General features: G+C 61.0%; 24 protein-coding genes. 11 read left to right on the top strand and 13 right to left on the bottom strand.

The annotated features are described in order from the left end of the window. The first annotated feature begins 70 nt into the window (after positions 1-70). The 5 genes from IHQ71_RS08315 to IHQ71_RS08295 all read left to right on the top strand — a co-directional run bounded on the left by IHQ71_RS08315 (position 71) and on the right by IHQ71_RS08295 (position 3,702). Complete coding sequence (locus IHQ71_RS08315) at positions 71-658, top strand: DJ-1/PfpI family protein (RefSeq protein ID WP_258161468.1); 588 nt, start codon at positions 71-73, stop codon at positions 656-658. Positions 659-765: 107 nt separating this feature from the next. Further along, positions 766-1,398 carry a CDP-alcohol phosphatidyltransferase family protein gene (locus IHQ71_RS08310; protein WP_258161467.1) on the top strand — a complete coding sequence of 211 codons (633 nt, stop codon included), beginning with the start codon at positions 766-768 and terminating at the stop codon, positions 1,396-1,398. Next, positions 1,395-2,015, top strand: a complete 621-nt coding sequence (locus IHQ71_RS08305; RefSeq protein WP_258161466.1) for a lysophospholipid acyltransferase family protein — start codon at positions 1,395-1,397, stop codon at positions 2,013-2,015. Before IHQ71_RS08310 ends, IHQ71_RS08305 begins: the two co-directional genes overlap by 4 nt. Continuing rightward, positions 2,012-2,941, top strand: coding sequence for a phosphatidate cytidylyltransferase (locus IHQ71_RS08300; RefSeq protein ID WP_258161465.1), 930 nt, complete (start codon positions 2,012-2,014; stop codon positions 2,939-2,941). The genes IHQ71_RS08305 and IHQ71_RS08300 overlap by 4 nt, the downstream gene beginning before the upstream one ends. Before the next feature lie 110 nt (positions 2,942-3,051). Continuing rightward, a complete protein-coding gene (locus IHQ71_RS08295) occupies positions 3,052-3,702 on the top strand; it encodes a glutathione S-transferase family protein (protein WP_258161464.1) in 651 nt (216 codons plus the stop codon). A 31-nt stretch (positions 3,703-3,733) separates the two neighbouring features. Here the strand turns inward: IHQ71_RS08295 and IHQ71_RS08290 are convergent, their stop codons facing one another. Next, entirely contained in the window at positions 3,734-4,375 is a 642-nt protein-coding gene (locus tag IHQ71_RS08290) for a dihydrofolate reductase family protein (protein WP_258161463.1), read from the bottom strand. Positions 4,376-4,523: 148 nt separating this feature from the next. Here IHQ71_RS08290 and IHQ71_RS08285 point away from each other — a divergent pair, with 148 nt between their 5' ends. From IHQ71_RS08285 to IHQ71_RS08275, 3 genes are read left to right on the top strand one after another with little or no spacing between them, the layout of a single operon-like run. Next, positions 4,524-4,862, top strand: a complete 339-nt coding sequence (locus IHQ71_RS08285) for a helix-turn-helix transcriptional regulator (RefSeq protein WP_258161462.1) — start codon at positions 4,524-4,526, stop codon at positions 4,860-4,862. Position 4,863: 1 nt separating this feature from the next. Further along, the gene (locus tag IHQ71_RS08280) at positions 4,864-5,343 is read left to right on the top strand and encodes an SRPBCC family protein (protein WP_258161461.1); all 480 of its coding nucleotides are present in this window, start codon (positions 4,864-4,866) and stop codon (positions 5,341-5,343) included. Positions 5,344-5,349: 6 nt separating this feature from the next. Then, the gene (locus IHQ71_RS08275; RefSeq protein WP_258161460.1) at positions 5,350-6,357 is read left to right on the top strand and encodes an acetylserotonin O-methyltransferase; all 1,008 of its coding nucleotides are present in this window, start codon (positions 5,350-5,352) and stop codon (positions 6,355-6,357) included. A gap of 21 nt (positions 6,358-6,378) precedes the next feature. Here IHQ71_RS08275 and IHQ71_RS08270 read toward each other — a convergent pair whose 3' ends face one another. Continuing rightward, positions 6,379-7,248 carry an amino acid ABC transporter substrate-binding protein gene (locus IHQ71_RS08270; RefSeq protein WP_258162778.1) on the bottom strand — a complete coding sequence of 290 codons (870 nt, stop codon included), beginning with the start codon at positions 7,246-7,248 and terminating at the stop codon, positions 6,379-6,381. Positions 7,249-8,331: 1,083 nt separating this feature from the next. Between IHQ71_RS08270 and IHQ71_RS08265 the strand changes: the two genes are divergently transcribed. Both IHQ71_RS08265 and IHQ71_RS08260 read left to right on the top strand, forming a co-directional pair. Further along, positions 8,332-10,632, top strand: a complete 2,301-nt coding sequence (locus tag IHQ71_RS08265) for a Tex family protein (RefSeq protein WP_258161459.1) — start codon at positions 8,332-8,334, stop codon at positions 10,630-10,632. Positions 10,633-10,705: 73 nt separating this feature from the next. Beyond that, entirely contained in the window at positions 10,706-11,836 is a 1,131-nt protein-coding gene (locus tag IHQ71_RS08260) for an acyltransferase (RefSeq protein ID WP_258161458.1), read from the top strand. 2 nt (positions 11,837-11,838) lie between these two features. Here IHQ71_RS08260 and IHQ71_RS08255 read toward each other — a convergent pair whose 3' ends face one another. From IHQ71_RS08255 to rpoZ, 11 genes are all read right to left on the bottom strand, one after another. After that, complete coding sequence (locus IHQ71_RS08255; RefSeq protein ID WP_308737930.1) at positions 11,839-12,180, bottom strand: glutathione S-transferase C-terminal domain-containing protein; 342 nt, start codon at positions 12,178-12,180, stop codon at positions 11,839-11,841. Continuing rightward, on the bottom strand, positions 12,111-12,332 hold the full coding sequence (locus tag IHQ71_RS08250) for a glycerate kinase (RefSeq protein ID WP_258161457.1): 222 nt from the start codon (positions 12,330-12,332) through the stop codon (positions 12,111-12,113). The genes IHQ71_RS08255 and IHQ71_RS08250 overlap by 70 nt, the downstream gene beginning before the upstream one ends. 84 nt (positions 12,333-12,416) lie before the next feature. Further along, a complete protein-coding gene (gene era / locus IHQ71_RS08245; RefSeq protein WP_258161456.1) occupies positions 12,417-13,340 on the bottom strand; it encodes a GTPase Era in 924 nt (307 codons plus the stop codon). Positions 13,341-13,357: 17 nt separating this feature from the next. Then, entirely contained in the window at positions 13,358-14,080 is a 723-nt protein-coding gene (gene rnc / locus IHQ71_RS08240) for a ribonuclease III (RefSeq protein ID WP_258161455.1), read from the bottom strand. Continuing rightward, positions 14,077-14,862 (bottom strand): signal peptidase I, encoded by a 786-nt coding sequence (gene lepB / locus IHQ71_RS08235; RefSeq protein WP_258161454.1) that lies wholly within the window; start codon positions 14,860-14,862, stop codon positions 14,077-14,079. The genes rnc and lepB overlap by 4 nt, the downstream gene beginning before the upstream one ends. A 69-nt stretch (positions 14,863-14,931) precedes the next feature. Continuing rightward, positions 14,932-15,333, bottom strand: a complete 402-nt coding sequence (gene acpS, locus IHQ71_RS08230; RefSeq protein ID WP_258162777.1) for a holo-ACP synthase — start codon at positions 15,331-15,333, stop codon at positions 14,932-14,934. A gap of 410 nt (positions 15,334-15,743) precedes the next feature. Next, on the bottom strand, positions 15,744-15,908 hold the full coding sequence (locus tag IHQ71_RS08225) for a DUF3563 domain-containing protein (RefSeq protein ID WP_258161453.1): 165 nt from the start codon (positions 15,906-15,908) through the stop codon (positions 15,744-15,746). 162 nt (positions 15,909-16,070) lie between these two features. Then, on the bottom strand, positions 16,071-16,532 hold the full coding sequence (locus IHQ71_RS08220; RefSeq protein ID WP_258161452.1) for a DsrE family protein: 462 nt from the start codon (positions 16,530-16,532) through the stop codon (positions 16,071-16,073). Positions 16,533-16,547: 15 nt separating this feature from the next. After that, a complete protein-coding gene (locus IHQ71_RS08215) occupies positions 16,548-17,132 on the bottom strand; it encodes a hypothetical protein (RefSeq protein ID WP_258161450.1) in 585 nt (194 codons plus the stop codon). Between the two features lie 66 nt (positions 17,133-17,198). Then, a complete protein-coding gene (locus tag IHQ71_RS08210; protein ID WP_258161449.1) occupies positions 17,199-19,430 on the bottom strand; it encodes a bifunctional (p)ppGpp synthetase/guanosine-3',5'-bis(diphosphate) 3'-pyrophosphohydrolase in 2,232 nt (743 codons plus the stop codon). 102 nt (positions 19,431-19,532) lie between these two features. After that, on the bottom strand, positions 19,533-19,937 hold the full coding sequence (rpoZ, locus tag IHQ71_RS08205) for a DNA-directed RNA polymerase subunit omega (RefSeq protein ID WP_258161448.1): 405 nt from the start codon (positions 19,935-19,937) through the stop codon (positions 19,533-19,535). A 436-nt stretch (positions 19,938-20,373) separates the two neighbouring features. On the opposite strand from rpoZ, the gene IHQ71_RS08200 reads away from it, so the two are divergent. Continuing rightward, complete coding sequence (locus IHQ71_RS08200; RefSeq protein WP_258161447.1) at positions 20,374-20,952, top strand: NYN domain-containing protein; 579 nt, start codon at positions 20,374-20,376, stop codon at positions 20,950-20,952. The last annotated feature ends 29 nt before the right edge of the window (positions 20,953-20,981 follow it).

Here is a 20,981-nt window from a genome sequence, read left to right as displayed (position 1 = left end):
ATTTTATGCTGCCATAAACTGGCAGTATCATGCATTATGGTGTTCCCATCAACATCAGATGGAGGACGCCATGACCCGGATGCTCGCGATACTCACCGACAACTATGCTGATTGGGAATTCGGCCCGCTGGCGGCCGCGGCACGCGGCTATTCCGACATCGAAGTCGTCACCGCAACGCCTGAAGGCAAGCCGGTCACCTCGATGGGTGGCTTGAAGGTGATGCCCGACATGGCGATCGACGAAATCGATCTCACGTCCATCGATGCATTCATCGTGATTGGCGGCTCCGTCTGGGGCACGGTCGGTGCCCCCGACCTCTCGGGCTTTCTCAATGCCGCCCATCGCGATGGCAAGCTGATCGGCGCGATCTGCGGCGGCACCAAAGCGCTCGCGGGCTCGGGTCTCATCGACGCCATCCCGCATACCAGCAACGATTCCCGTACCCTCGCCGATGTCGCGGGCTACAACGGCCAGTCCTACTTCGTCGCCTCGGCGGCGGCGCTGAAATGTGGCCGCATCGTCACCGCCTCGGGCATGGCGCCGATCAGCTTCATGCGCACCATCATCACCGCGCTCGGACGCGGCGGCGATGAACTCGATTATTACGCCGGCATGTTCGGCGCCGAATTCGAGGGCCGCCACCAGATGGCGGCGTGAACCTTACGGTCCTCGGGCGTCCTCTCGAATAAGCGGCCCGTTCCGCACGTTCCCCTGTTCAATCCAGGAATATGGGGCGCGCGGCCCAGGCCGCTCAGACAAAACACATGAACACTACAGGAGACGACGGCGCACGCCGTCCGATCGCCAGCCGGTCGTCATTCTGGGCGATCGGCACCGCCCGGTTTCTTGGCCGGGCCGGCGTGACGCCGAACTCGATTTCAGTGGCATCCGTCGTGTTCGCCGGGTTCGGCGGCGCGCTGATCATGTTCTGCGCCCATCCGCTTGGATGGCTGACTGCTGCGGCCTGTGTTCAGCTTCGCCTCGTCTGCAATCTGCTCGACGGGATGGTGGCGATCGAGGGCGGCAAGAAAACCGCGACTGGCGCGCTCTATAATGAATTTCCCGACCGGATCGCCGACAGCCTGCTTCTCATTCCTCTCGGCTATGCCGCTGGTCTTCCCTGGCTTGGCTGGCTCTGCGCCCTGCTCGCGGCGCTCACCGCCTATGTCAGGGTGTTCGGCGGGTCCGTGGGCCTGGCGCAGGATTTCAGCGGCATCATGGCCAAGCAACGCCGCATGGCAGCGCTGACCGCCGGCCTTGTCGCCCAGGCCGTGGAATGGCCGCTCTTCGGCAGCCATTGGTCGCTCGTGACAGCTGCGTCCGTCATCGCGCTTGGCAGCCTCGTGACCTGCATCACCCGCACACGGGCGATTGCCCGGGCGCTGGAGGCAGCATGATCGCGCTGGTCCGCCGCCTGCTCGTTCTCCTCGTCCGCATCCTCGTCGGAGCACGCAGCGACTGGCGCGGTTGCGCGCCCGATACCCGCCGCCGCATCTATTTCGCCAACCACGGCAGCCATTTCGACACCGTGGCGGTGATGGCCGCCCTGCCCTGGCCGGTACGCCGCCTGACGCATCCGATTGCCGCGAGCGACTATTGGGGCACGACCAGTTTCAGAAAGTTCATCGCCGAGAAATGCCTGCGTGCCGTACTGGTCGATCGCAAGCCGCGGGTTCACAGCGATCCGCTTGGGCCGCTGGCGCGGGTGCTCGAGGACGGCCGCTCGATCCTGATTTTCCCCGAGGGCACGCGAAGCAGTACCGGCGAGGTCGTGACGTTCCGCAGCGGCCTGTTTCATCTGGCGCGCCGTTTTCCTGATGTCGATCTCATCCCGATCTATCTCGACAATCTCAGCCGTATTCTGCCCAAGGGCAGCTGGCTCATCGTACCGATCACCTGCACCGCACGCTTCGGCACGCCCATGCGGCTGATGCCGGGCGAGGAAAAGGCGGCCTTTCTCGATCGCGCCCGCGAGGCCGTCGTCGCGCTCGGCAACGGAAGTGCAAGCCAATGACCGCCACTTTCACCTATGTGCTCGGCAGCATCCTCATCCTGCTGACAGCCGCGACACTGATCGGCACCGTGCTGCAGTACCGTGCCAAGGATGCGAAAGCGATCGCGACGGTCGAGAACCTCAATGCCCGCATTCGCTCCTGGTGGATCATGGTGGTGATTTTCGGCGGCGCGGTGCTGCTCGGCAGCACGGTCACGACGGTGCTCTTCGCGCTGCTCTCATTCATGGCGCTACGGGAATTCTGGACACTGACGCCGTCGAAACGTGGCGATCATCTGGCGCTTTTCTTGTCGTTCTTCATCGTGCTGCCGATCCATTACATCCTGGTCGGGACCGAATGGTATGGCCTCTTCTCGATCTTCATCCCCGTCTATGCCTTCCTTATCCTGCCTGCCGTGGCGACGATTGCCGGCGACACAAGCGAATTCCTGGCGCGCAGTGCCAAGGTGCAATGGGGATTGATGCTGACGGTCTATGCGATCAGCCATGCGCCGGCCCTGATGATGCTCGACACAGGCACGCCGTCGTCGCTGCTCCTTGTCTACTTGGTCATCGTCGTCCAGCTTAGCGATGTCTTTCAGTATGTGTGGGGCAAGCTTCTGGGCAAGCGGCGCTTCTCGCCCAATATCAGCCCGTCGAAAGCGGTCGAAGGCCTGGTCGGCGGCGGCGCATCCGCCGTGCTGATCGGAACGCTGCTTTATCCGCTCACGCCGTTCTCGCCACTGCAGGCCGCTGGTGTCAGCACCGTCATCGTCGTTGCAGGCTTCTTCGGAGGTTTCGTGCTGTCGGCCATCAAGCGCGACCTTAAGGCCAAGGACTGGGGCTATGTGATCGAAGGCCATGGCGGCGTTCTCGATCGGCTGGATTCGATTACGTTTGCCGCGCCGCTGTTTTTTCACATCACGCGGTATTGGTTTACGGGGTGAAGGGATGGGCCATCCGAGGCAATCTGACGAAGGGTGATTTTTGTTGTAGGAGGATTGTCGGAACTTCGCTTGGCTCATCGTCTTCGACACGAAAGCCATGGAGAACGACGATGACGATGACAATCACCGCCTTTGAAAGCTCGCCGGATCGCGGCAGGGGGCTGGCGCGCGACATGCGCGTGCGCTGGGCGCTCGAGGAAGTGGGGCAGCCCTACAATGTCCGCCTCGTGTCGTTCAAGACGATGAAGCAGCCCGCCCATCTTGCGCTGCAACCTTTCGGACAGATCCCCACCTATGAGGAAGGCGATCTCGCCCTATTCGAATCCGGCGCCATCCTGCTCCATATCGCCGAGCACTATCCGGGTCTGCTGCCAGATGATGCCAATGCCCGGGCCCGCGCGATCACGTGGATGTTCGCCGCCGTCAGCACAATGGAGCCGCCGATCGTCGATCGCGAAATCGCGCGGTTCACGGAGGGCGACAAGCCCTGGTACGAGGAGCACCTCGCGATGATCGACAAGCGCATCCGCACACGGCTGGACCAACTCTCCGCCCGCCTTGGCGACGCCGACTGGCTCGACGGCGCCTTCAGCGCGGCCGACATCATGATGGTGCATGTGCTGCGCCGGCTGGAGAGTTCGGGCATACTGCCGGAATATCCGAAACTTTCCGCCTATACTGAGCGCGCCAGGGAACGGCCGGCGTACAAGCGGGCGTTCGAGGCGCAGTTGGCGGTTTTCACGGCTGCGCCGGGTGGGTGATTGAGGGCGCGCGGGTGAGTAAGGCGAACGCCTAGCGTCGGAAGGTCAGGTGGATGATGCCGCTCTCCGCTGTTTCCGACTTGACCGCGTAGCCGGCTTCCAGGCCGCGCAGATCGTCCCAAAGGTTGATCCCGCGCCCCAGCAGGATCGGAGTGATCGCAACATGAAGGCGATCGACAAGGCCCGCCTTGAGGAACTCGCGAACGACGGTCGGACCGCCACCAACCCTGATATCCTTGCCGCCAGCCACACTGACAGCGCGCTGGAGCGCATCTTCAGGCGTAGCGCTGAGGAAATGGAAAGTCGTGCTCCCGGCCATCTCGATCGAGGGCCGTTGCTTGTGGGTGAGGACGAAGACCGGACACCGGAACGGCGGCTCGTCGCCCCACCAGCCACGCCAGCCCGGATCGTCGGGGAAGTTATGAAGCCCGAACATGCCGGCGCCCATGATCTCGGCGCCAATATTCTCGAAATAGGCCTTCGCATAGTCGTCGTCCATGCCGGTGGTTCCAGCCCCGCTGGTATCCTTGAACACGCGCTCGCGGAATGTCCGGGTCGCGGCATAAGCGCCGACGAGGCGCCCCCAATCGTCGCCGAATGGGTTTTCGGGCGTCTGGTCCGTCGTTGTCGCGAAACCATCGAGCGAGATCATGAGATCGACACGAACTACCACTGGAGTCCTCCTTGTGCGTGGGTTGCGTAACCGCCCCGATATCGCGCAGATTAGATACTAAGGCATGTGCCTTCATATCTAGAGCCAATCACTAAGGCAAGTACCTTTTTATTCTTGACCAGCACCCGATCGCGTCTTAACACGTCACATGCCTTATCATTCGACCCCTCTCGATCTCGCCTTTCACGCCCTCAGCGATCCGACCCGCCGCGCGGTGCTGTCGCGGCTGGCCGATGGCGAGGTGCCGGTCAGCGCCCTGGCCGAGCCCTTCGACATGGCGCTCCCTTCCTTTGCCCAGCATCTCAAGGTGCTGGAGGATTGCGGGCTGATATCAAGCGAGAAGCGCGGACGCAGCCGCTGGTGCAGGCTGGTGCAGGCGCGCTTCGACGAGGCGGCGGACTGGATGGCGGCGGAACGGCTGCGCTGGGCCCAACGGCTGGATCGCCTGGAAGTCTACCTGGACAAGACGGAAGAGGACGTTGACTGATATGGCAAACCTGTTTGAGACCTGGTCGCTCGACCGCGAAATCGTGCTGGTCAAGGTGTTGAATCACCCGCGCGCCAAGGTCTTTGCCGCCTGGATGGACCCCAAGGCGCTCGCGGAATGGTATGGTCCGACGGGCCTTGAGATCGAAAGCCACGATGCCGACATCCGCGAGGGTGGCGTCTGGCGGTTCGACATGGTGGGCGTGTTCGAGGGCAAGGAGCAGCGCTTCGCCAACCTCATGCGCTTTCTGGAGATCGTGCCGAACGAGCGCATCGTCATGGACTATGGCACGCCCGAGCCTGACGACCCCGACCGCTTTCGCGTCACCGTGACATTCGATGAACAGGCCGACGGCAAGACGGTGCTGACCATGCGCCAGCTCCACCCCAGCGCCAAGCGGCGCCAGTTCGTCATCGGCTTCGGTGCGGTGGAATACGGGCTGCAGACGCTGGACGGCCTCGCCGCCTGGCTGGACCGCTGAGCAATCATGATGACTTTCGAGAGCGCGCATCCGCAACCAAAGCGCATCCAGTCGCTTCAGGCGTCCGTTGCGCCGGCATTCGCACTTCATGCCGGCGTGATGCTGGGGGTGTTCACCGTGCTTGGCGACGCCACGCTTTCCACGGTCGAAGTCGCCGAACGACTCGACGTCGAGCCACGGCGTGTCGAGCGCCTGCTCTATGCCTTGATCGCGACGGGGCTTCTGGAAATTTGCGACGATGGCTTCCGCAACGGCGAGGAGGCAGCAGCCTACCTCGTGCGTGGAAGACCTGATTATATCGGCGACGAGCACCAACTTCTCGACCAACTCTGGCATGCCGATCTATTGACGGCGACGTCGATCAGGCAGGGCCAGCCAGCTGGAAAGCACGACTTCGCCTCTGCCGATCCCGGGTCGTCGCTGGCATTCTTCCGCAGTACCGCGCCATATGCACTGGCTTTCGGCCGGGGACTTTCTGAGATGATCGACCTTCGCGCGGTGAATTCCGTCATCGATATCGGCGGCGGAGCAGGCCATGTGCTGATCGGCCTCGGCGAAACAAAACCGGGCCTGCGATCGACGCTCTTGGAATTGGCATCGAGCATCGCCATTGCGAAGGAGCTTCTCGCAGGTGAGCCGCTGGCCGACGGAATGGAATTCGAAATCGGTGACATCGTCCAGGCACCTTCGGCGACGACGCACGATCTCGCCGTTCTCAAGGCGGTCATCCAGGTCTTGTCGCCCGGGGATGCGGCAGCGGCGATCCGCAATGCACATGCGAGCCTGAATTCGGGCGGCAGGCTGATCATCAGTGGGGTCGGCATTCTCAACGATGACCGGGTATCTCCGCTGGAAGCCGTCTTCTACAACCTGACCTTCATGAACCTCTATGCCGATGGCGCATCCTATACCCGCAGCGAATATTCTCGCTGGCTGTCCGAGGCAGGCTTTGGCGAAATCACGTTCGATACCATGCCACCCGGCAGCCAGTTGATCTCGGCAAGGAAGCCGTGAAGCTCGGCTTTCTCCTTCACCCTACGGCACATGCTCCATTATGACTTGCGTGTGTAGCATCGGCGCCTCGGATCCGAAATACGTCGTGAGTAGCGGCAGAAAATCGTCGGACTGGTAGAAACCCGTCAGCGCACGATCTACCACCAGGCGGAATTCGGCGTCGTTGCGTCGCACGGCAATGGCATAGGGTTCATGCGAAAACAGGCGATCGCCGACTTCGAGCGAGGACGGATCGCGGGCGCGCATGGCCAAACTGATCAGCAGCGCCCTGTCGGCGAAATAGGCATCGATTTTGTAATCCTCCAGCGCCGCAAGACCCTCCTCATGCGTCTCGAAATCGGCGATCTTCATCTTCGACTCCTCCAGTGCCAGCGCCTGACGTAGCGTCGCGTCAGTCGTGGTGTTTGCGCGCACGCCGATGACGCGCTTGGAAGCTATCCGCTGGTTCACGACGCGGACAGCCGGCTCGTCGAGAAAAAGAGGCTGAAGGTAGCTGGGCGAATCCTTGCGGAGCAGCGCGGTCGCGCCTGTCAGGAAGATCGGCTGTGAGAAATCGACAATTTCCCTCCTTTCCAAATTGACGGTGATAGCACCGCAAAGAAGGTCTACTTTTCCATTCTTCACGGCATCGAAGCCGTCTGCGAGCTTCAGCTCGACATATTCCCGCTTCAGCTCCGGGACGTAATGCTCGATCTCGTCGGCGACCTTGTCACACAGGTCGACGGCATATCCCACTGGATTGGCACCCGGCTCACTGGAAGCGAAAGGTGCTTGGCCGCCGATGTAGCCGATACGCACGGTTCCAAGTTCGGTTACCGCCTCCAGCGTTGCAGCGCCGGCCGCCAGCGCCGAAAAGCAGAGGGCAATACCGGTGAGCAGAAACCGTCTCATGCACTTGGCCAAACGCGTATGCAGGGCACCAACATGGTCATCATCTCCGAAAACCGGTGGTAGTCTCAAAGGGCGCGCAACCAAATTACGGGCAGTCCGCCATTTGTCAACTAAGCCATGTCGTGGGCTGGCAGGGTCCTATGCCGACCAGCACGCCGGCGACGCATTGCGACCCTAGGCGGGTATTATCCACGAATCGTTGGTTGAATTGCTGAGGGCGATCGGCAAGTGCGGCAATCGGTCCCTCGCTTGCATCCCTATCGCGATCATAGGCCCAATCGCCGAAATAGGAAAATAATCCTTTCATTTTTCTTGGGCCCATGCCATACTCCGTCCCGTTCCGCATCGGCTACACCTTGAGGCGTCAGGGCGAGGCGGGACCGGTGACCGGTGTGGAGAAGCGACGTAAGTCTCCATGCAGGGCGTCCGCGAGAAGGGCCAGTCCTCTGGGGACGGCAGCCGAAAGGCTGAGTTTCGCCCCGGACGTGCGCTGTAGCGCACACATGATCGTTGCCCACGGCTCCTCAAAGGCTGCGGGACAACGGGGGCAGTGCTGGCGAGTTCGGGGATGGAGACACCGTTTGACGGGGCACGGCAACGTGTCTTAACGGCCGCGAAAGCGGTCATATAACTCGGCACGGAGACGTGCCCCGGCCGATCCTTCATGCCAAGCAAGAGGATCGGGAGACGTGCATGGTCATACCACGGGGCGGAAACGCTCGCGTGAATGCGGAGGTGTGTTCAAGGATAGGGAAGCGAATTTATGTACCGTTGCATTTACCTCTCACCAACTTCGGCCAGGCGATCGGCTACGCCTCTCGCGGCCTTCGTATCCTCTCCCGCAAGGGGAGAGGTAGGGTGCCGCGCTCTCGGCTTTTGCATGTGGATAAGGCGGTGCAGCGGGCTTTACCTCTCCCCTTGTGGGAGAGGATACGCAGACCGGGCGAGCTTGCGAGCCCTTGGTCGAAGTTGGTGAGGGGTGAAAGCTAACCCACCCCCACCTGTGCAAATCCCCGCCCCGCCCTTCCCTTTTCGCCGCGCATGACTATCTTCCGCCGACCTACAGAAATCAGGAACACCCAGATGCCCGCAGATATCAGACGCCTGTCCGCCACCATCGCCGCCGAGATCAATGCGCGCGCCGAACAGGTCGTGGCAGCGGTCGGGCTGATCGACGAGGGCGCGACCGTGCCGTTCATCGCGCGCTACCGCAAGGAGGTCACCGGCGGGCTCGATGACACGCAGTTGCGCAATCTCGCAGAACGGCTGGTCTATCTGCGTGAGATGAAATCCCGGCGCGACACGATCCTCGATTCGATCGAGAGCCAGGGCAAGATGACCGACGAGCTCAGGCGCCAGATTGTCAGTGCCGAGACGAAATCGACGCTCGAGGACATCTACCTGCCCTACAAGCCCAAGCGCCGCACCCGCGCCCAGATCGCCCGCGAGCGCGGCCTGCAGGCGCTGTCCGACGCCATCCTCGCCAATCGCGCCGCCAACCCCCAGACCCTCGCGGGAGCCTTCGTCAAGGAAGAGGTGATCGACGTGAAGATGGCGCTCGAAGGCGCCCGCGACATCATCGCCGAGGACCTGTCGGAAAACGCCGTCCTGCTCGGGCGCCTGCGCGACCACATGCATCGGCAAGCCCAGCTGGTCGCCAAGGTCGCGGATGCCAAGAAGGACAACGCGGAAAAATTCTCCGATTATTTCGACCATCGCGAAACCTGGTCGAAGGTGCCGAGCCACCGGGCGCTCGCCATGCTGCGCGGCTGGAACGAGGAAGTGCTGTCGGTGACCATCGAGGTCGATGCCGGCGACACCTCCCCCGTCAAGCCAGCCGAGAACATCGTGGCCGCCGCGCTCGAAACCCGCACCAATGGGCCCAGTGATCTCTGGCTGCGCGAGGTGGCTGGCTGGACATGGCGGGTGAAGCTTTCGCCGTCGCTCTCGCTCGACCTGATCCGCGAGATGAAGGAACGTTCCGAGGAAGAGGCGATCCGCGTCTTCGCCCGCAATCTCAAGGACTTGCTGCTCGCCGCCCCCGCCGGCACCCGTACGGCCATCGGGCTCGATCCCGGCATTCGCACCGGCGTCAAGGTCGCCGTTGTCGATGCCACGGGCAAGCTGCTCGACACCGCGACCGTCTATCCCTTCCAGCCGAGGAACGACGTGATCGGCGCGCAGACCGAAATCGCGTCGCTGATCCGCAAGCACAATGTCGAGCTGATCGCCATCGGCAACGGCACGGCCAGCCGCGAGACCGAAAAGCTCGCGGCCGACCTGATCGCCAAGCTGCCGGGCAATAAACCCACCAAGGTCATCGTCTCCGAAGCCGGCGCCTCGGTCTATTCGGCCTCGGAACTGGCGGCACTGGAATTCCCCAAGCTCGACGTCTCGCTGCGCGGCGCGGTGTCCATCGCACGGCGCCTGCAGGATCCGCTCGCCGAACTGGTCAAGATCGAGCCGAAATCGATCGGCGTCGGCCAGTACCAGCACGATGTCGACCAAGGCAAGCTCGGCCGCTCGCTTGATGGCGTGGTGGAAGATGCGGTGAATGCCGTCGGCGTCGATCTCAACACGGCGTCCGCGCCGCTGCTGTCGCGCGTCTCGGGCCTGGGCGGCTCGACCGCCGAGGCGATCGTCGCCTTCCGCAACGAGAACGGCCCATTCCAGTCGCGCAAGGACCTGATGAAAGTGCCGCGCCTCGGCGCCCGCACGTTCGAACAGTGCGCGGGCTTCCTGCGCATCTCAGGCGGCAAGGAGCCGCTCGACGCCTCCTCTGTGCACCCGGAAGCCTATGGCGTGGCGCGCAAGATCATTGCCGCCTGCGGCCGCGACCTGCGCAGCCTGATGAGCGACGGCTCGGCGCTGAAAAACGTCGATCCGCGCCAGTTCATCGACGAGAAGTTCGGACTGCCGACGGTCAAGGACATCATATCGGAGCTGGAAAAGCCCGGCCGCGACCCGCGCCCGGAATTCAAGACCGCGACGTTCGCCGAGGGCGTCAACGAGATCTCCGATCTCCGCCCCGGCATGATGCTCGAAGGCACCGTCACCAATGTCGCGGCCTTCGGCGCCTTCGTCGATATCGGCGTGCACCAGGATGGCCTCGTCCACGTCTCCGAACTCGCCGATAAGTTCATCAAGGACCCGCATGAAATCGTCAAAGCCGGCGATATCGTCCAGGTCCGCGTGGTCGAAGTCGATCCCAAGCGCAAGCGCATCGCGCTGTCGATGAAGAAGCAGGCGAGCGGGCCACGGGAGCCGCGCGAGGATCGGAGCAGGAATTCGGCACCGGCACCGAAGCAAATGCAGACCAAGCCGCAGGCGCCGAGCCAGGGTGCGTTCGGGGCGGCATTGGCCGAGGCGATGAAACGAAAATAACGCAATGCATCAGAAATATTTTTGCGTCGCAACATGTTGACTTGCTCATGAGAGACATGCGCATACTCAGCCCATGAAGAACGAAGCAAGGAGCCAGCCGGTCGTGACGGGCGCCCCAATCCCTTCGCTGCAATCGCTCCGGGCCTTCGCGGCACTCGCGGTCGTCGCCCATCACGCCATGCGGTCGGTCACCGTCAATGCCGACACCGGCCTCAACCTGCCCGAGCCTCTCCTGCTGCGCAGCCACGCAATGATCGAACTCGGCGCCGTGGGCGTTGATCTGTTCTTCATCCTCAGCGGTTTCCTGATGGTCTACATCTCGAAGCCTTACGTCGAAGGACGGCGGTCGACCGGAAATTTCGTTCTGCAGCGTGCCATCCGCATCTGGCCGATGTACGTCATCGCGACGGCTCTCTACCTGGGCCTCAACATCGCCATCCGGCTGATGGAAGGCCGTGAACTGCCTTTCAATGCCACGCCGCTTCGACTGCTGAGCTTCTTCTTCGTGCCGTCCTTCGACGCCTATGGGCTGTTGCAGCCAATCCTCGGCGTCGGTTGGACGCTGAATTACGAAGTGTTCTTTTACCTGGTCTTTGCGTTGGCACTGGCCGTCGGCCGCAGGGCGCTGGTGCCGGTCATTGCTGCGATTCTGGCCGGGCTATTCCTCGCCGGCACAGCGCTTCCGCAGGAGACCGTGGCCCATGCGTTCCTCGGCAATCCGATCCTTTTCGAATTCCTGCTTGGAGCGCTGGCGGCGAAACTCTTCATGGCAGGTCGGCTGGTAGCCGTGCCGCCAAGTGTCGCGATCCTCGCCGGTCTCACCCTGCTCTTCGCCTTCGCCTGGCTGCCCAATGAAGGCTATTTCCGGGTGCTCTATCGCGGCATTCCGAGCCTGTTGATCTTCGTCGGCGTGCTCAACCTCGACTCGAGGATCACATGGCCGAAGTGGTGGATCCATGTCGGCGACGGCTCATATTCCATCTACCTCTTCCACCTGATCTTCCTCTTTCCACTCGCCGGGTTCGTTCTCAGGAAGTTCGTAGCGGCGGGCTATGTCGCAGGGGCGGCGGAAGTGACCGCACTCATCGGTTTCCTCGTCGTGACGGCGATCGGGCTTCTCATTCACTGGATGATCGAGAAACCCCTGACGCGTTTCCTGCATGATCTCGCGAGCCGAAAGAAGGCGGCGCAAAACGCCGCTTGAGCCTATGCCCTTGTGAACACGCCCTTGCCGGCGAGATGTTCGCGACCATGCGGGCTGTCGAAGTCAAGGTCCGGCCCCTTCGGCACGATCTTCGTCGGATTGATATGGCCGATGCCGTAATAGCCGCGCTTGATCTGATCAATCCGGACGGTCTCCGCGATCCCTCGCCACTGATGGATTTCCCTGACATAGCCGGAGAGATTGGGGTAATCCGCGAGCTTGCGGATGTTGCATTTGAAGGCGCCGTTATAGGCCGCATCGAAACGGATCAGCGTCACGAAGGCGCGGATATCGGCCTCGGTGAAATGTTCGCCTGCGATGTAGCGGTTGTCGGCGAGATGCAATTGCGCAGCCAGGCATCATATTCCGCCTGCTCCTCCGCAGTCAGCGTCTTCTGCGGGCCGAAGATGCTTTCGTCGATGACATTGTCTTCCTCGTCATCGGTCGAAAGCGGCATCTGGGGATGATCCTCGAAACCATCGGGATTGTCCGACATGTCGAAGTTCTCTTTTTGTTTCAAAATAGCAAATCAGCTGCGCGGCACAAGCATAATCCGGGAGTCCGCAGGAAATAAAACCTGCTACTGGCTGTAATCAAGCCCCATCTCACGGAAGCGTTCGGGGTCGTCGCCCCAGTTTTCGCGCACTTTGACGAACAGGAAGAGGTGCACCGGCTGTTCGAGTATCTCGGAGATTTCCTTGCGGGCGGCCATGGAGATTGCCTTGATGGCGTCGCCGTTCTTGCCGAGCGCGATCTTCTTCTGGCTGTCGCGTTCGACATAGATGACCTGCTCAATCCGTACCGAGCCGTTCTTCATCTCTTCCCACTTCTCGGTCTCGACGTGGGAGGCGTAGGGCAGCTCCTGATGCAGTCGTAAGAACAGCTTCTCGCGGGTGATCTCGGCCGCGAGCTGGCGCATCGGAAGATCGGAGATCTGGTCCTCGGGATAGTACCAGGGACCTTCTGGAAGGGTCGCTGCGAGATATTTCATCAGGTCGTCGCAGCCTGGGCCTTTCAGCGCCGAGATCATGAAGGTCGCGTCGAAATTGACATACTGGTTGGCAGCGGCGGTGAGCGCCAGCAGCATCTCGTGCGGAACCGTGTCGATCTTGTTGAGGATCAGGATCTTCGGTTGCCTGACGTCTTTCAGCGCCTCGAGGATTTTCTCCGCGTCGCCTTTGATGCCGCGCTCGCTGTCGATCAAGAGCGCGATGATGTCGGCGTCCTTCGCCCCGCCCCAGGCGGTGGTGACCATGGCGCGGTCGAGCCTGCGGCGCGGCTTGAAGATACCTGGCGTGTCCATGAACACGATCTGCGTCCGGTCCTCGATCGCGATGCCGCGAATGATGGCGCGCGTCGTCTGCACCTTGTGGGACACGATCGACACCTTGGCGCCGACCAGCCGGTTGACCAGCGTCGACTTGCCGGCATTGGTGGCGCCGATCAGCGCCACGAAACCGGAACGGGTGGGAGCGTTTTCCACGACCTCGGGAGTCTCATTCATAGAAGTATCCATCAATCCTAGCGCGTGACCGGGGCCTGGATTGTCCAGACGCCTTCGCGCAACAGCATTCTTTCCGCGGCGACCTGTTCGGCGGCCCGCTTCGAGCGGTCGGTGCCGCTCTCGGGCGCGATCCCCGATACCTCGACCACGACGGTGAACTCCGGCGCGTGATCCGGCCCGCTGCGGTCTTCGATGCGATAGCTTGGCGCGAACCCGAACTTCTGGTGCGCCCATTCCTGCAATTCCGTCTTGGCGTCGCGGCGCATCGGTGTCGATGCTGTCGCCCGTGCCGACCAGTTGCGAAGAACGAAAGCGCGAGAGGCTTCCAGTCCGCCATCGAGATAGATTGCCGCGATCAGGCTTTCCACCACGTCGGCGCGTACATTCTTCATACGCTGACCGGTGATCTTTTTCAAATCCGCACCGGTGCGGACGAAACGATGGAGTTCGAGCTGGTCGGCGACTTCGGCGCAGCTATCGGCGGAGACGAGTTGGTTGAGGCGGACCGAGAGCTCCCCCTCGCCCGCATTGCGGAATGTGGTGAACAGAAGTTCGGCGACGCAGAGGCCGAGCACCCGGTCGCCGAGGAATTCCAGCCGCTCGTAATTGCCTGATTTGGCGACGCGGGCAGAGGAGTGCGTGATCGCCCGCTCCAGCCGTTCGCGATCCTCGAACACATAGCCGATCAGCCCTTCGAGCGCCTCACGCTCGGGGTCCGAAAGGCCCTTGCCGCGGCTCATCTGATGCCCTTGAAGAAGCGGTCGTAGCGCAGGTTGGACGGCCATCGCCAGACCTGGAAGAAGGGGGTCTCGTTACCGAGCGAGAAGATGATGAAGCTGGCGCGGCCGACGAGATTCTCCTCGGGCACATACTTGACCGAGAAGCGGCTGTCCGACGAATTGTCACGGTTGTCGCCCATCATGAAATAGTGCTTTTCCGGCACGTTGAAGACCGGCGTATTGTCGCCGTCGGACATCGCATTGAGGTCGAGCGTCTGGTAGGTCGCGCCGCTATCGAGCGTTTCGCGATAGATCGGCACGTCCTTGTATTCACCGACGGAGTGCTGGACACCCACGCCCGCCGTATCCGAGGTGTCGGAAGAGAACGTGCCCTCGGCGACGCGTGGCACCGGCTTGTCGTTGATGAAGAGCACGCCGTCCTTGACCTGAATCCTGTCGCCCGGCAGGCCAACGATGCGCTTGATGTAATCGATCGCCGGGTCGGACGGCAGGCGGAAGACGATGACGTCGCCGCGCTTCGGCACGCTGCCGAACAGACGGCCCTTGAACCAATCCGGATTATAGAGCGGCAGCGAATAGCGCGAATAGCCATAGGCGAACTTGTTGACCAGCAGGTAATCGCCCACCAGCAGCGTCGGCATCATCGAGCCGGAGGGAATGGTGAAGGGCTGAAGCAGAACGGTGCGGATCACGGCTGCCAGCAGAAAGGCCTGAAACAGGACGACGATGGTTTCCCACAGGGCATTCTTCTCTGCCGGCTTATTCTGATCGGACACGCTCATGTATTCCTCTTGGATATTTGGGAAACTTCTCTAGCTGTTTCCCTGTTCGGGAGCAACCCGCCCACAAGCTCAGCTCTCGGACAGAGCCTCGATGATGACAAAGGCCTGAGCGAGCGGGAAATCGTCAGTAATGGTGACATGCACATGGGCTGCATGACCAGCGGGTAACAGCGAGGCGAGGCGTTCGGCCGCACCGCCGGTGAGCTGCATCGTCGGCTTGCCGCTGGGGAGATTGACCACACCCATTTCCCGCCATTTGACGCCCATGGAAAGGCCGGTGCCGAGCGCCTTGGAACATGCCTCCTTGGCGGCGAAGCGCTTGGCATAGGAGGCAGCGCGGTTCTTGCGGCGGTCGGACTTGGCGCGCTCGATCTCCGTGAAACAGCGGTTGGTGAAACGTTCGCCGAACCGTTCGAGCGTCTTCTCCACCCGCCTGATGTCGATCATGTCGCTGCCGATGCCGATGATCACGTTCATGCCTCCCGCCGGGATTCTTCTAGATTATGACTGGCTCTAACGCCGAATGCATAATTTGGGTAGCCCAGAACGCTTCATGGCTAAATAGAAACATTCTGCCGGAGCAGGTTTTCGTCAGAACCAAGGCGATGGGCGAGCGTCGTACCCTTAGGTACGGCCGAGACCATCGCCGCAGGGACTGGCGGAAAGATGCCCGGCCCTTCGGGTTGGCTGAAGCGGGCCGCCTGATCGACCGGCCGGCTTGGCCGTAGAGCTTTGGCTACGACGCGCGCCGGCCGGTCGACCATCCGACTCCGCTTGAGCCAACAGAATGTTTCTATTTAGCCATGAAGCGTTCTAAAGACAAAAAATAAGGCCGGCAGTTATGCCAGCCCTTCGGTCGCCGCTTCTGACGGGACACTTCCTTAGAGGAAGTTGATGCCGCGGTTGCGGAACATGCCGCGGTCGATCTGCCGCTGGCGATATTCGAGGTCGACGCGGTCGACGCTCTGGTTCAGGTAGTCCATTTCGCGCTCGGCAGTGGTCGGGGCGCGAAGCTTCTGGGTGATCTTCGATACATAACCAAACATGGGTTTCATCCTTTTCTTGTCATTCCTCCCTTCTTCGATGCTTAAGATAGCGCGAATATTGCGATGCACAATAAGTAATGAAAGGACGCTGCCATGCAGCCGACGCATGACGCCGTCACATTCGCTTAATAATTCGGCATAGGTCGTGGCAACCTGCCTGTTTCACGGGCGAATGTAGAGATAGCCATCCGCCTGGAGATCGGCGATGCGGACGACACCACCCTCCTCCGCGACCTCGAAACCATCCGGCATATCGGTCAGCGCGAGTTTCCGCGCCGACATCGTGTTGCCGCAGGCGACGAAGCTCACTCCATCGCCAACGCGACCTTCGATCTGACGCTTCATGTCGGGATTGGCTTTGGAGGACACGAAGGACTCGAGCGCCGGACCGTGTACGACCAGCACGATCTTGACCTTGTCAGGTCCGCCCTTGCCGGCGATGTGGTTCTTGATATTGCCCATGACGAAATTGACGCGGGTGGGCTCGGAGAGATGGTAGACCACTTTTTGTACCGGGCGGACCGACGTCAGTGCACTGGCCGAGACAGGCAGGACGGAAACCGCGGCGCCTCCCGCCAGACCGGGAAACAGGCGTGAAATGAAGAAGCGGCGTGAGAAGGACATATCTGGCTCTCCCGTTTACTGCGTGATCACACCGCTCATGACCTTGGCTTTGATCTCATCGTCATAGATGACCGGTAGGCAGTCCTTGAGTTCGGTGCGATCGAGGCGGAACAACTTGTCGTCGGAGCCGAAGCGGGCGCCCTTGGGCAGGTCGCCTTCCTCGGTCGCCGCGGGATCGAAGAGACGGACGCTGTCCGGGATTTCGACGAGGATGGACGACTCGTTCTTGACGCGAACGCTGAGCGAGCCGCCATCGCATTCGACGCCACAACCAAGCGTCTGCTTGCCGTCCGTGCTTTGGCTGCAACTGCCGGACACCTGGAAGGGCTTCAGGAGTTGGCGGAAATTGACCTGCAGATTGATCATGTAATACGGGTCCGGCCCGGCCTGCTTGCCGACATAGGCGATCATGTCGGTGACGTTCTGGTCGGGATGGGATTTGAGATGCGCCTTGGCGTAGTGGCGCACGAAGCAGGCATGCGCATCGCCGGTGCCGGGATCGCGGCCGAAAATCTTGACGACATCCGATTGATCCGCAACGGCGATGCCCGGCAGGACAGTGACAACAAGCATCAGGCAGGTAGTAACGGCTCGGCGCATCGGAATTCTCCCCGCTCAATTTTCAGAGGCAATCTTACCTCAGAACGGGCGGCGCGGAAATTCTATTCAGTCGAAGACGCGCTTCACTGTCGAGATGCATTCGAGGTCCTTGATCTGGGATAGGAGATGGCTCAGCTGGCGCAGATCCCAGACTTCGAGATCGAACTCCATCTCCGAGAAATCGGGTGCCACCCGGATCATGGTGAGGATCGAAATATTGACATCGGCCTGGCCGACCGTCTGGGCGATGGTGGCGAGCGTGCCCGGCTCGTTGATGGCATTCACCAGAATGCGGGCCATGAAGCGCGACTTGTTGGCCTCGTCGAGATCCCAGCGGATATCGATCCAGCGCTCCGGCTGCTCGTCGAACTTGGAGAGCGACGGCGACTGGATGGGATAGACGGTAATCGAATGCTTGCCATCGTGGATGCCGACGATGCGGTCGCCCGGCACCGCCCCTGACGGTGAGAAGCGAACCTCGATATCACCGCCGAGGCCGCGGAAGGGCTGGACGCTCGCCTCCTCGGGCACATCAGGCTCCGCCGCGATGCGCGATTTCTGGCCTTCGGGGATCTTGAACATCATGCCCTGGGCCGAGCGGACGTTGAACCAGCCTTCCTCGTAGTTCTGCCGGGTGGTGACGCGCTCGTCCTGATAATCGGGATAGACCGCCTTCAGCACATCAAGCGACGAGAGTTCGCCACGACCGACCGAAGCGATGGCATCCTCGACCTCCTTGTGGCCAAGGCGATGCAGCGCGGGCTTCATCATATCCTTGGAGAACACCTTGCCGGCGCGTTCGAAGGTGCGTTCGAGGATGCGCTGGCCGAGGCCGGAATATTGCTTGCGGATGGCTAGCCGCGTGGCGCGCCGGATGGCCGAGCGCGCCTTGCCGGTGACGACGATCTCCTCCCAGGCCGCAGGCGGCACCTGCACGCCCGAACGGATGATCTCCACCTCGTCGCCATTGGCGAGCCGGGTGACGAGCGGCATGATGCGTCCGTTGATCTTGGCGCCGACACAGGTATCGCCGACATTGGTGTGGACGGCATAGGCGAAGTCGATCGGCGTCGCGCCGCGCGGCAGCGCGATCAGCTTGCCCTTGGGGGTGAAGCAATAGACCTGGTCCTGGAACAGTTCGAGCTTGGTGTGCTCGAGGAATTCCTCCGGGTTATCGCCTTCGGCGAGAGACTCGATGGTGGTCCTGAGGCCCTTATAGGCGCTCGACTGGCGTACCTCGGCTTCGCCGGGGGTGAGATTGGTGCCGTCCTTGTAGAGCGTATGCGCCGCGATGCCGAGTTCGGCAATATCATGCATGCGGCGCGTACGGATCTGCAGCTCGATACGCTGGCGGGCGGGGCCGACGATGGTCGTGTGGATCGACTGGTAATCGTTCTGCTTGGGCGTCGAGATATAATCCTTGAAGCGGCCCGGCACGACGCGCCAGCGCGTGTGGATGATGCCGAGCGCCTTGTAGCAATCCGGCACCATATCGACGACGACGCGAAAACCCCAGACATCGGAGAGTTGCTCGAAGGAAAGCGATTTCGACTGCATCTTCTTGAAGATCGAATAGGGCTTCTTCTGCCGGCCCTTGACGACGGCGTCCTTGAGGCCGTTGGCGGTGAGCAGTTCGGAGAGTTCGGTTTCGATGTTCTTGACGAGGTCGGCATTGCGCTCGGAGAGCTCCTCGAGCCGCTTGGTGACGGTCTTGTAGGCTTCCGGGTTGATGTTCTGGAAGGACAGTTCCTCCAGTTCCTCGCGCATGTCATGCATGCCCATGCGGCCGGCGAGCGGCGCATAGATGTCCATCGTCTCTTCGGAGATGCGGGCGCGCTTTTCCAGCGACATGTGTTCGAGCGTGCGCATGTTGTGCAGCCGGTCGGCGAGCTTGACCAGCAGCACGCGGACATCGTCCGATATGGCGAGCAGCAGCTTGCGGAGATTTTCCGCCTGCTTGGCCTTGCGCGAGACGAGGTCGAGCTTCTTGATCTTGGTCAGGCCCTCGACCAGCCGGCCGATATCCTCGCCGAACAGCGTATCGATCTCGTCGCGCGTCGCCGACGTGTCCTCGATCGTGTCATGCAGCAGCGCCACCGCGATAGTGGCTTCATCGAGATGCATGTCGGTGAGGATGGCCGCGACTTCGAGCGGGTGGGAAATGTAGGGATCGCCGCTGGCGCGCTTCTGCTGGCCATGCTTCTGCATGGCATAGACATAGGCCTTGTTGAGGAGCGCTTCATTGACGTCTGGCTTGTATTGCTGAACCCGCTCGACGAGCTCGTATTGCCGCATCATTGAAAGACTGCTCCGAATGCTAGAAACAAATCAGGCGCCAATCATAGGACCGGCGCCTGAGAGTGCAACGAACTTCGGTGGCCCGAAGCTACAAACTTGCGATCAATAGTCGTCGTTCTTTTCCGGCGGCACGAGGCCTTCGATGCCGGCGAGCAGTTCTTCTTCCGACATCTGGTCGAAATTGAGCGACTCGGGCGCATCCTCTTCCACGTCTGATGTCTCGGTGGTGCTCTCGGCTGTCGAGATCATGGCCGAAGCGTCGGGCTCGGGCTCGTCGATTTCGACGTGCTTCTGCAGCGAGTGGATCAGGTCTTCCTTAAGATCCTCGGGCGCCAGGCGCTCATCGGCGATTTCGCGCAGCGCCACGACCGGGTTCTTGTCGTTGTCGCGATCAATAGTGATCGGCGCGCCCTGGGAAATCAGCCTGGCGCGATGGCTGGCAAGCAGAACCAGTTCGAACCGGTTGTCCACCTTGTCAATGCAATCCTCAACGGTAACGCGGGCCATTGCAATCCTTCATGTTCTTCAAATATCGGGTCAAGCCGCACGCGTTACAGATTCCTCGCGGCAAATTCAAGGCTTGATTGGCATTAGCGGTCAAAAAGCGCAGATTGGGCGTCGTCGCCGGAACCAAAAGCGGCAGGAGCCGTTCCGATGCCGTAACATGACGCTTTTGTGCGACGGCAAGCAAAGAGAAATGTGTAATTGATGCACGTCACTCAAAGACCGAGAGAAAAGTGATCACACACCAGTATAAAGCATGTCGATTGGGATAACGGCTGGAGAAGCGCAAATTTCTCTTGGCATCGTGCGGGAGTTGCTCTAAGTACATGTCTTATATGAATGATTCATAAAATATCTGAATTGTTCGCAAGTCCACGTCATGGCGCATGAAGAGTATTTTTTAGACCACGCTTTTTCATCGCAACCAAATGGGATATTTATGTTCGATCCTCGCGAAAAAATTGCACTTTTCATCGATGGCGCCAATCTTTACGCGGCCTCCAAGAGCCTTGGCTTCGATATCGACTACCGCAAGCTGTTGAAGCATTTCAACAAGGAAGGCTACCTTTTGCGGGCCTATTATTATACCGCGCTGATCGAAGACCAGGAATATTCCTCAATCCGGCCGCTGATCGATTGGCTGGATTATAACGGCTACAAGGTGATCACCAAGCCTGCCAAGGAGTTCACCGACTCGCTTGGACGCCGCAAGATCAAGGGCAATATGGACATCGAGCTTGCGATCGATGCCATGGAGCAATCGGAGGTCGTCGACCATCTCGTGATCTTCTCCGGCGATGGCGATTTCACGACGCTCGTCGAAGCATTGCAGCGGAAGGGCCGCAAGGTTTCAGTGGTATCAACGATGGCAACGCAACCTCCAATGATTGCAGACGACCTGCGCCGCCAGGCAGATCACTTCATCGAATTGACGACGCTCAAGGCTGCGGTTGGACGCGATCCCTCGGAACGGGCGCCTCGCCCCGTCGAGCCCGTGCATGATGAGTTCGAAGTCTGACCCGCTCAAAACGGCATGAAAAAAGCGCC

This window comes from Rhizobium sp. TH2 (genome assembly GCF_024707525.1).
Taxonomy (GTDB): domain Bacteria; phylum Pseudomonadota; class Alphaproteobacteria; order Rhizobiales; family Rhizobiaceae; genus Rhizobium_E.
This window is presented reverse-complemented; position numbering and strand designations above follow the sequence as displayed.

Coding starts and splice junctions, on each gene's coding strand:
- IHQ71_RS08220 (WP_258161452.1), bottom strand. CDS start 16,532: ATGTCCTTCTCACGCCGCTTCTTCATTTCACGCCTGTTTCCCGGTCTG.
- IHQ71_RS08225 (WP_258161453.1), bottom strand. CDS start 15,908: ATGTTTGGTTATGTATCGAAGATCACCCAGAAGCTTCGCGCCCCGACC.
- IHQ71_RS08300 (WP_258161465.1), top strand. CDS start 2,012: ATGACCGCCACTTTCACCTATGTGCTCGGCAGCATCCTCATCCTGCTG.
- rpoZ (WP_258161448.1), bottom strand. CDS start 19,937: ATGGCCCGCGTTACCGTTGAGGATTGCATTGACAAGGTGGACAACCGG.
- IHQ71_RS08215 (WP_258161450.1), bottom strand. CDS start 17,132: ATGCGCCGAGCCGTTACTACCTGCCTGATGCTTGTTGTCACTGTCCTG.
- IHQ71_RS08275 (WP_258161460.1), top strand. CDS start 5,350: ATGATGACTTTCGAGAGCGCGCATCCGCAACCAAAGCGCATCCAGTCG.
- IHQ71_RS08210 (WP_258161449.1), bottom strand. CDS start 19,430: ATGATGCGGCAATACGAGCTCGTCGAGCGGGTTCAGCAATACAAGCCA.
- IHQ71_RS08305 (WP_258161466.1), top strand. CDS start 1,395: ATGATCGCGCTGGTCCGCCGCCTGCTCGTTCTCCTCGTCCGCATCCTC.
- IHQ71_RS08310 (WP_258161467.1), top strand. CDS start 766: ATGAACACTACAGGAGACGACGGCGCACGCCGTCCGATCGCCAGCCGG.
- era (WP_258161456.1), bottom strand. CDS start 13,340: ATGAATGAGACTCCCGAGGTCGTGGAAAACGCTCCCACCCGTTCCGGT.
- IHQ71_RS08270 (WP_258162778.1), bottom strand. CDS start 7,248: ATGAGACGGTTTCTGCTCACCGGTATTGCCCTCTGCTTTTCGGCGCTG.
- lepB (WP_258161454.1), bottom strand. CDS start 14,862: ATGAGCGTGTCCGATCAGAATAAGCCGGCAGAGAAGAATGCCCTGTGG.
- IHQ71_RS08285 (WP_258161462.1), top strand. CDS start 4,524: ATGCCTTATCATTCGACCCCTCTCGATCTCGCCTTTCACGCCCTCAGC.
- IHQ71_RS08265 (WP_258161459.1), top strand. CDS start 8,332: ATGCCCGCAGATATCAGACGCCTGTCCGCCACCATCGCCGCCGAGATC.
- rnc (WP_258161455.1), bottom strand. CDS start 14,080: ATGAGCCGCGGCAAGGGCCTTTCGGACCCCGAGCGTGAGGCGCTCGAA.
- IHQ71_RS08315 (WP_258161468.1), top strand. CDS start 71: ATGACCCGGATGCTCGCGATACTCACCGACAACTATGCTGATTGGGAA.
- IHQ71_RS08250 (WP_258161457.1), bottom strand. CDS start 12,332: ATGTCGGACAATCCCGATGGTTTCGAGGATCATCCCCAGATGCCGCTT.
- IHQ71_RS08260 (WP_258161458.1), top strand. CDS start 10,706: ATGAAGAACGAAGCAAGGAGCCAGCCGGTCGTGACGGGCGCCCCAATC.
- IHQ71_RS08280 (WP_258161461.1), top strand. CDS start 4,864: ATGGCAAACCTGTTTGAGACCTGGTCGCTCGACCGCGAAATCGTGCTG.
- IHQ71_RS08295 (WP_258161464.1), top strand. CDS start 3,052: ATGACGATGACAATCACCGCCTTTGAAAGCTCGCCGGATCGCGGCAGG.
- IHQ71_RS08200 (WP_258161447.1), top strand. CDS start 20,374: ATGTTCGATCCTCGCGAAAAAATTGCACTTTTCATCGATGGCGCCAAT.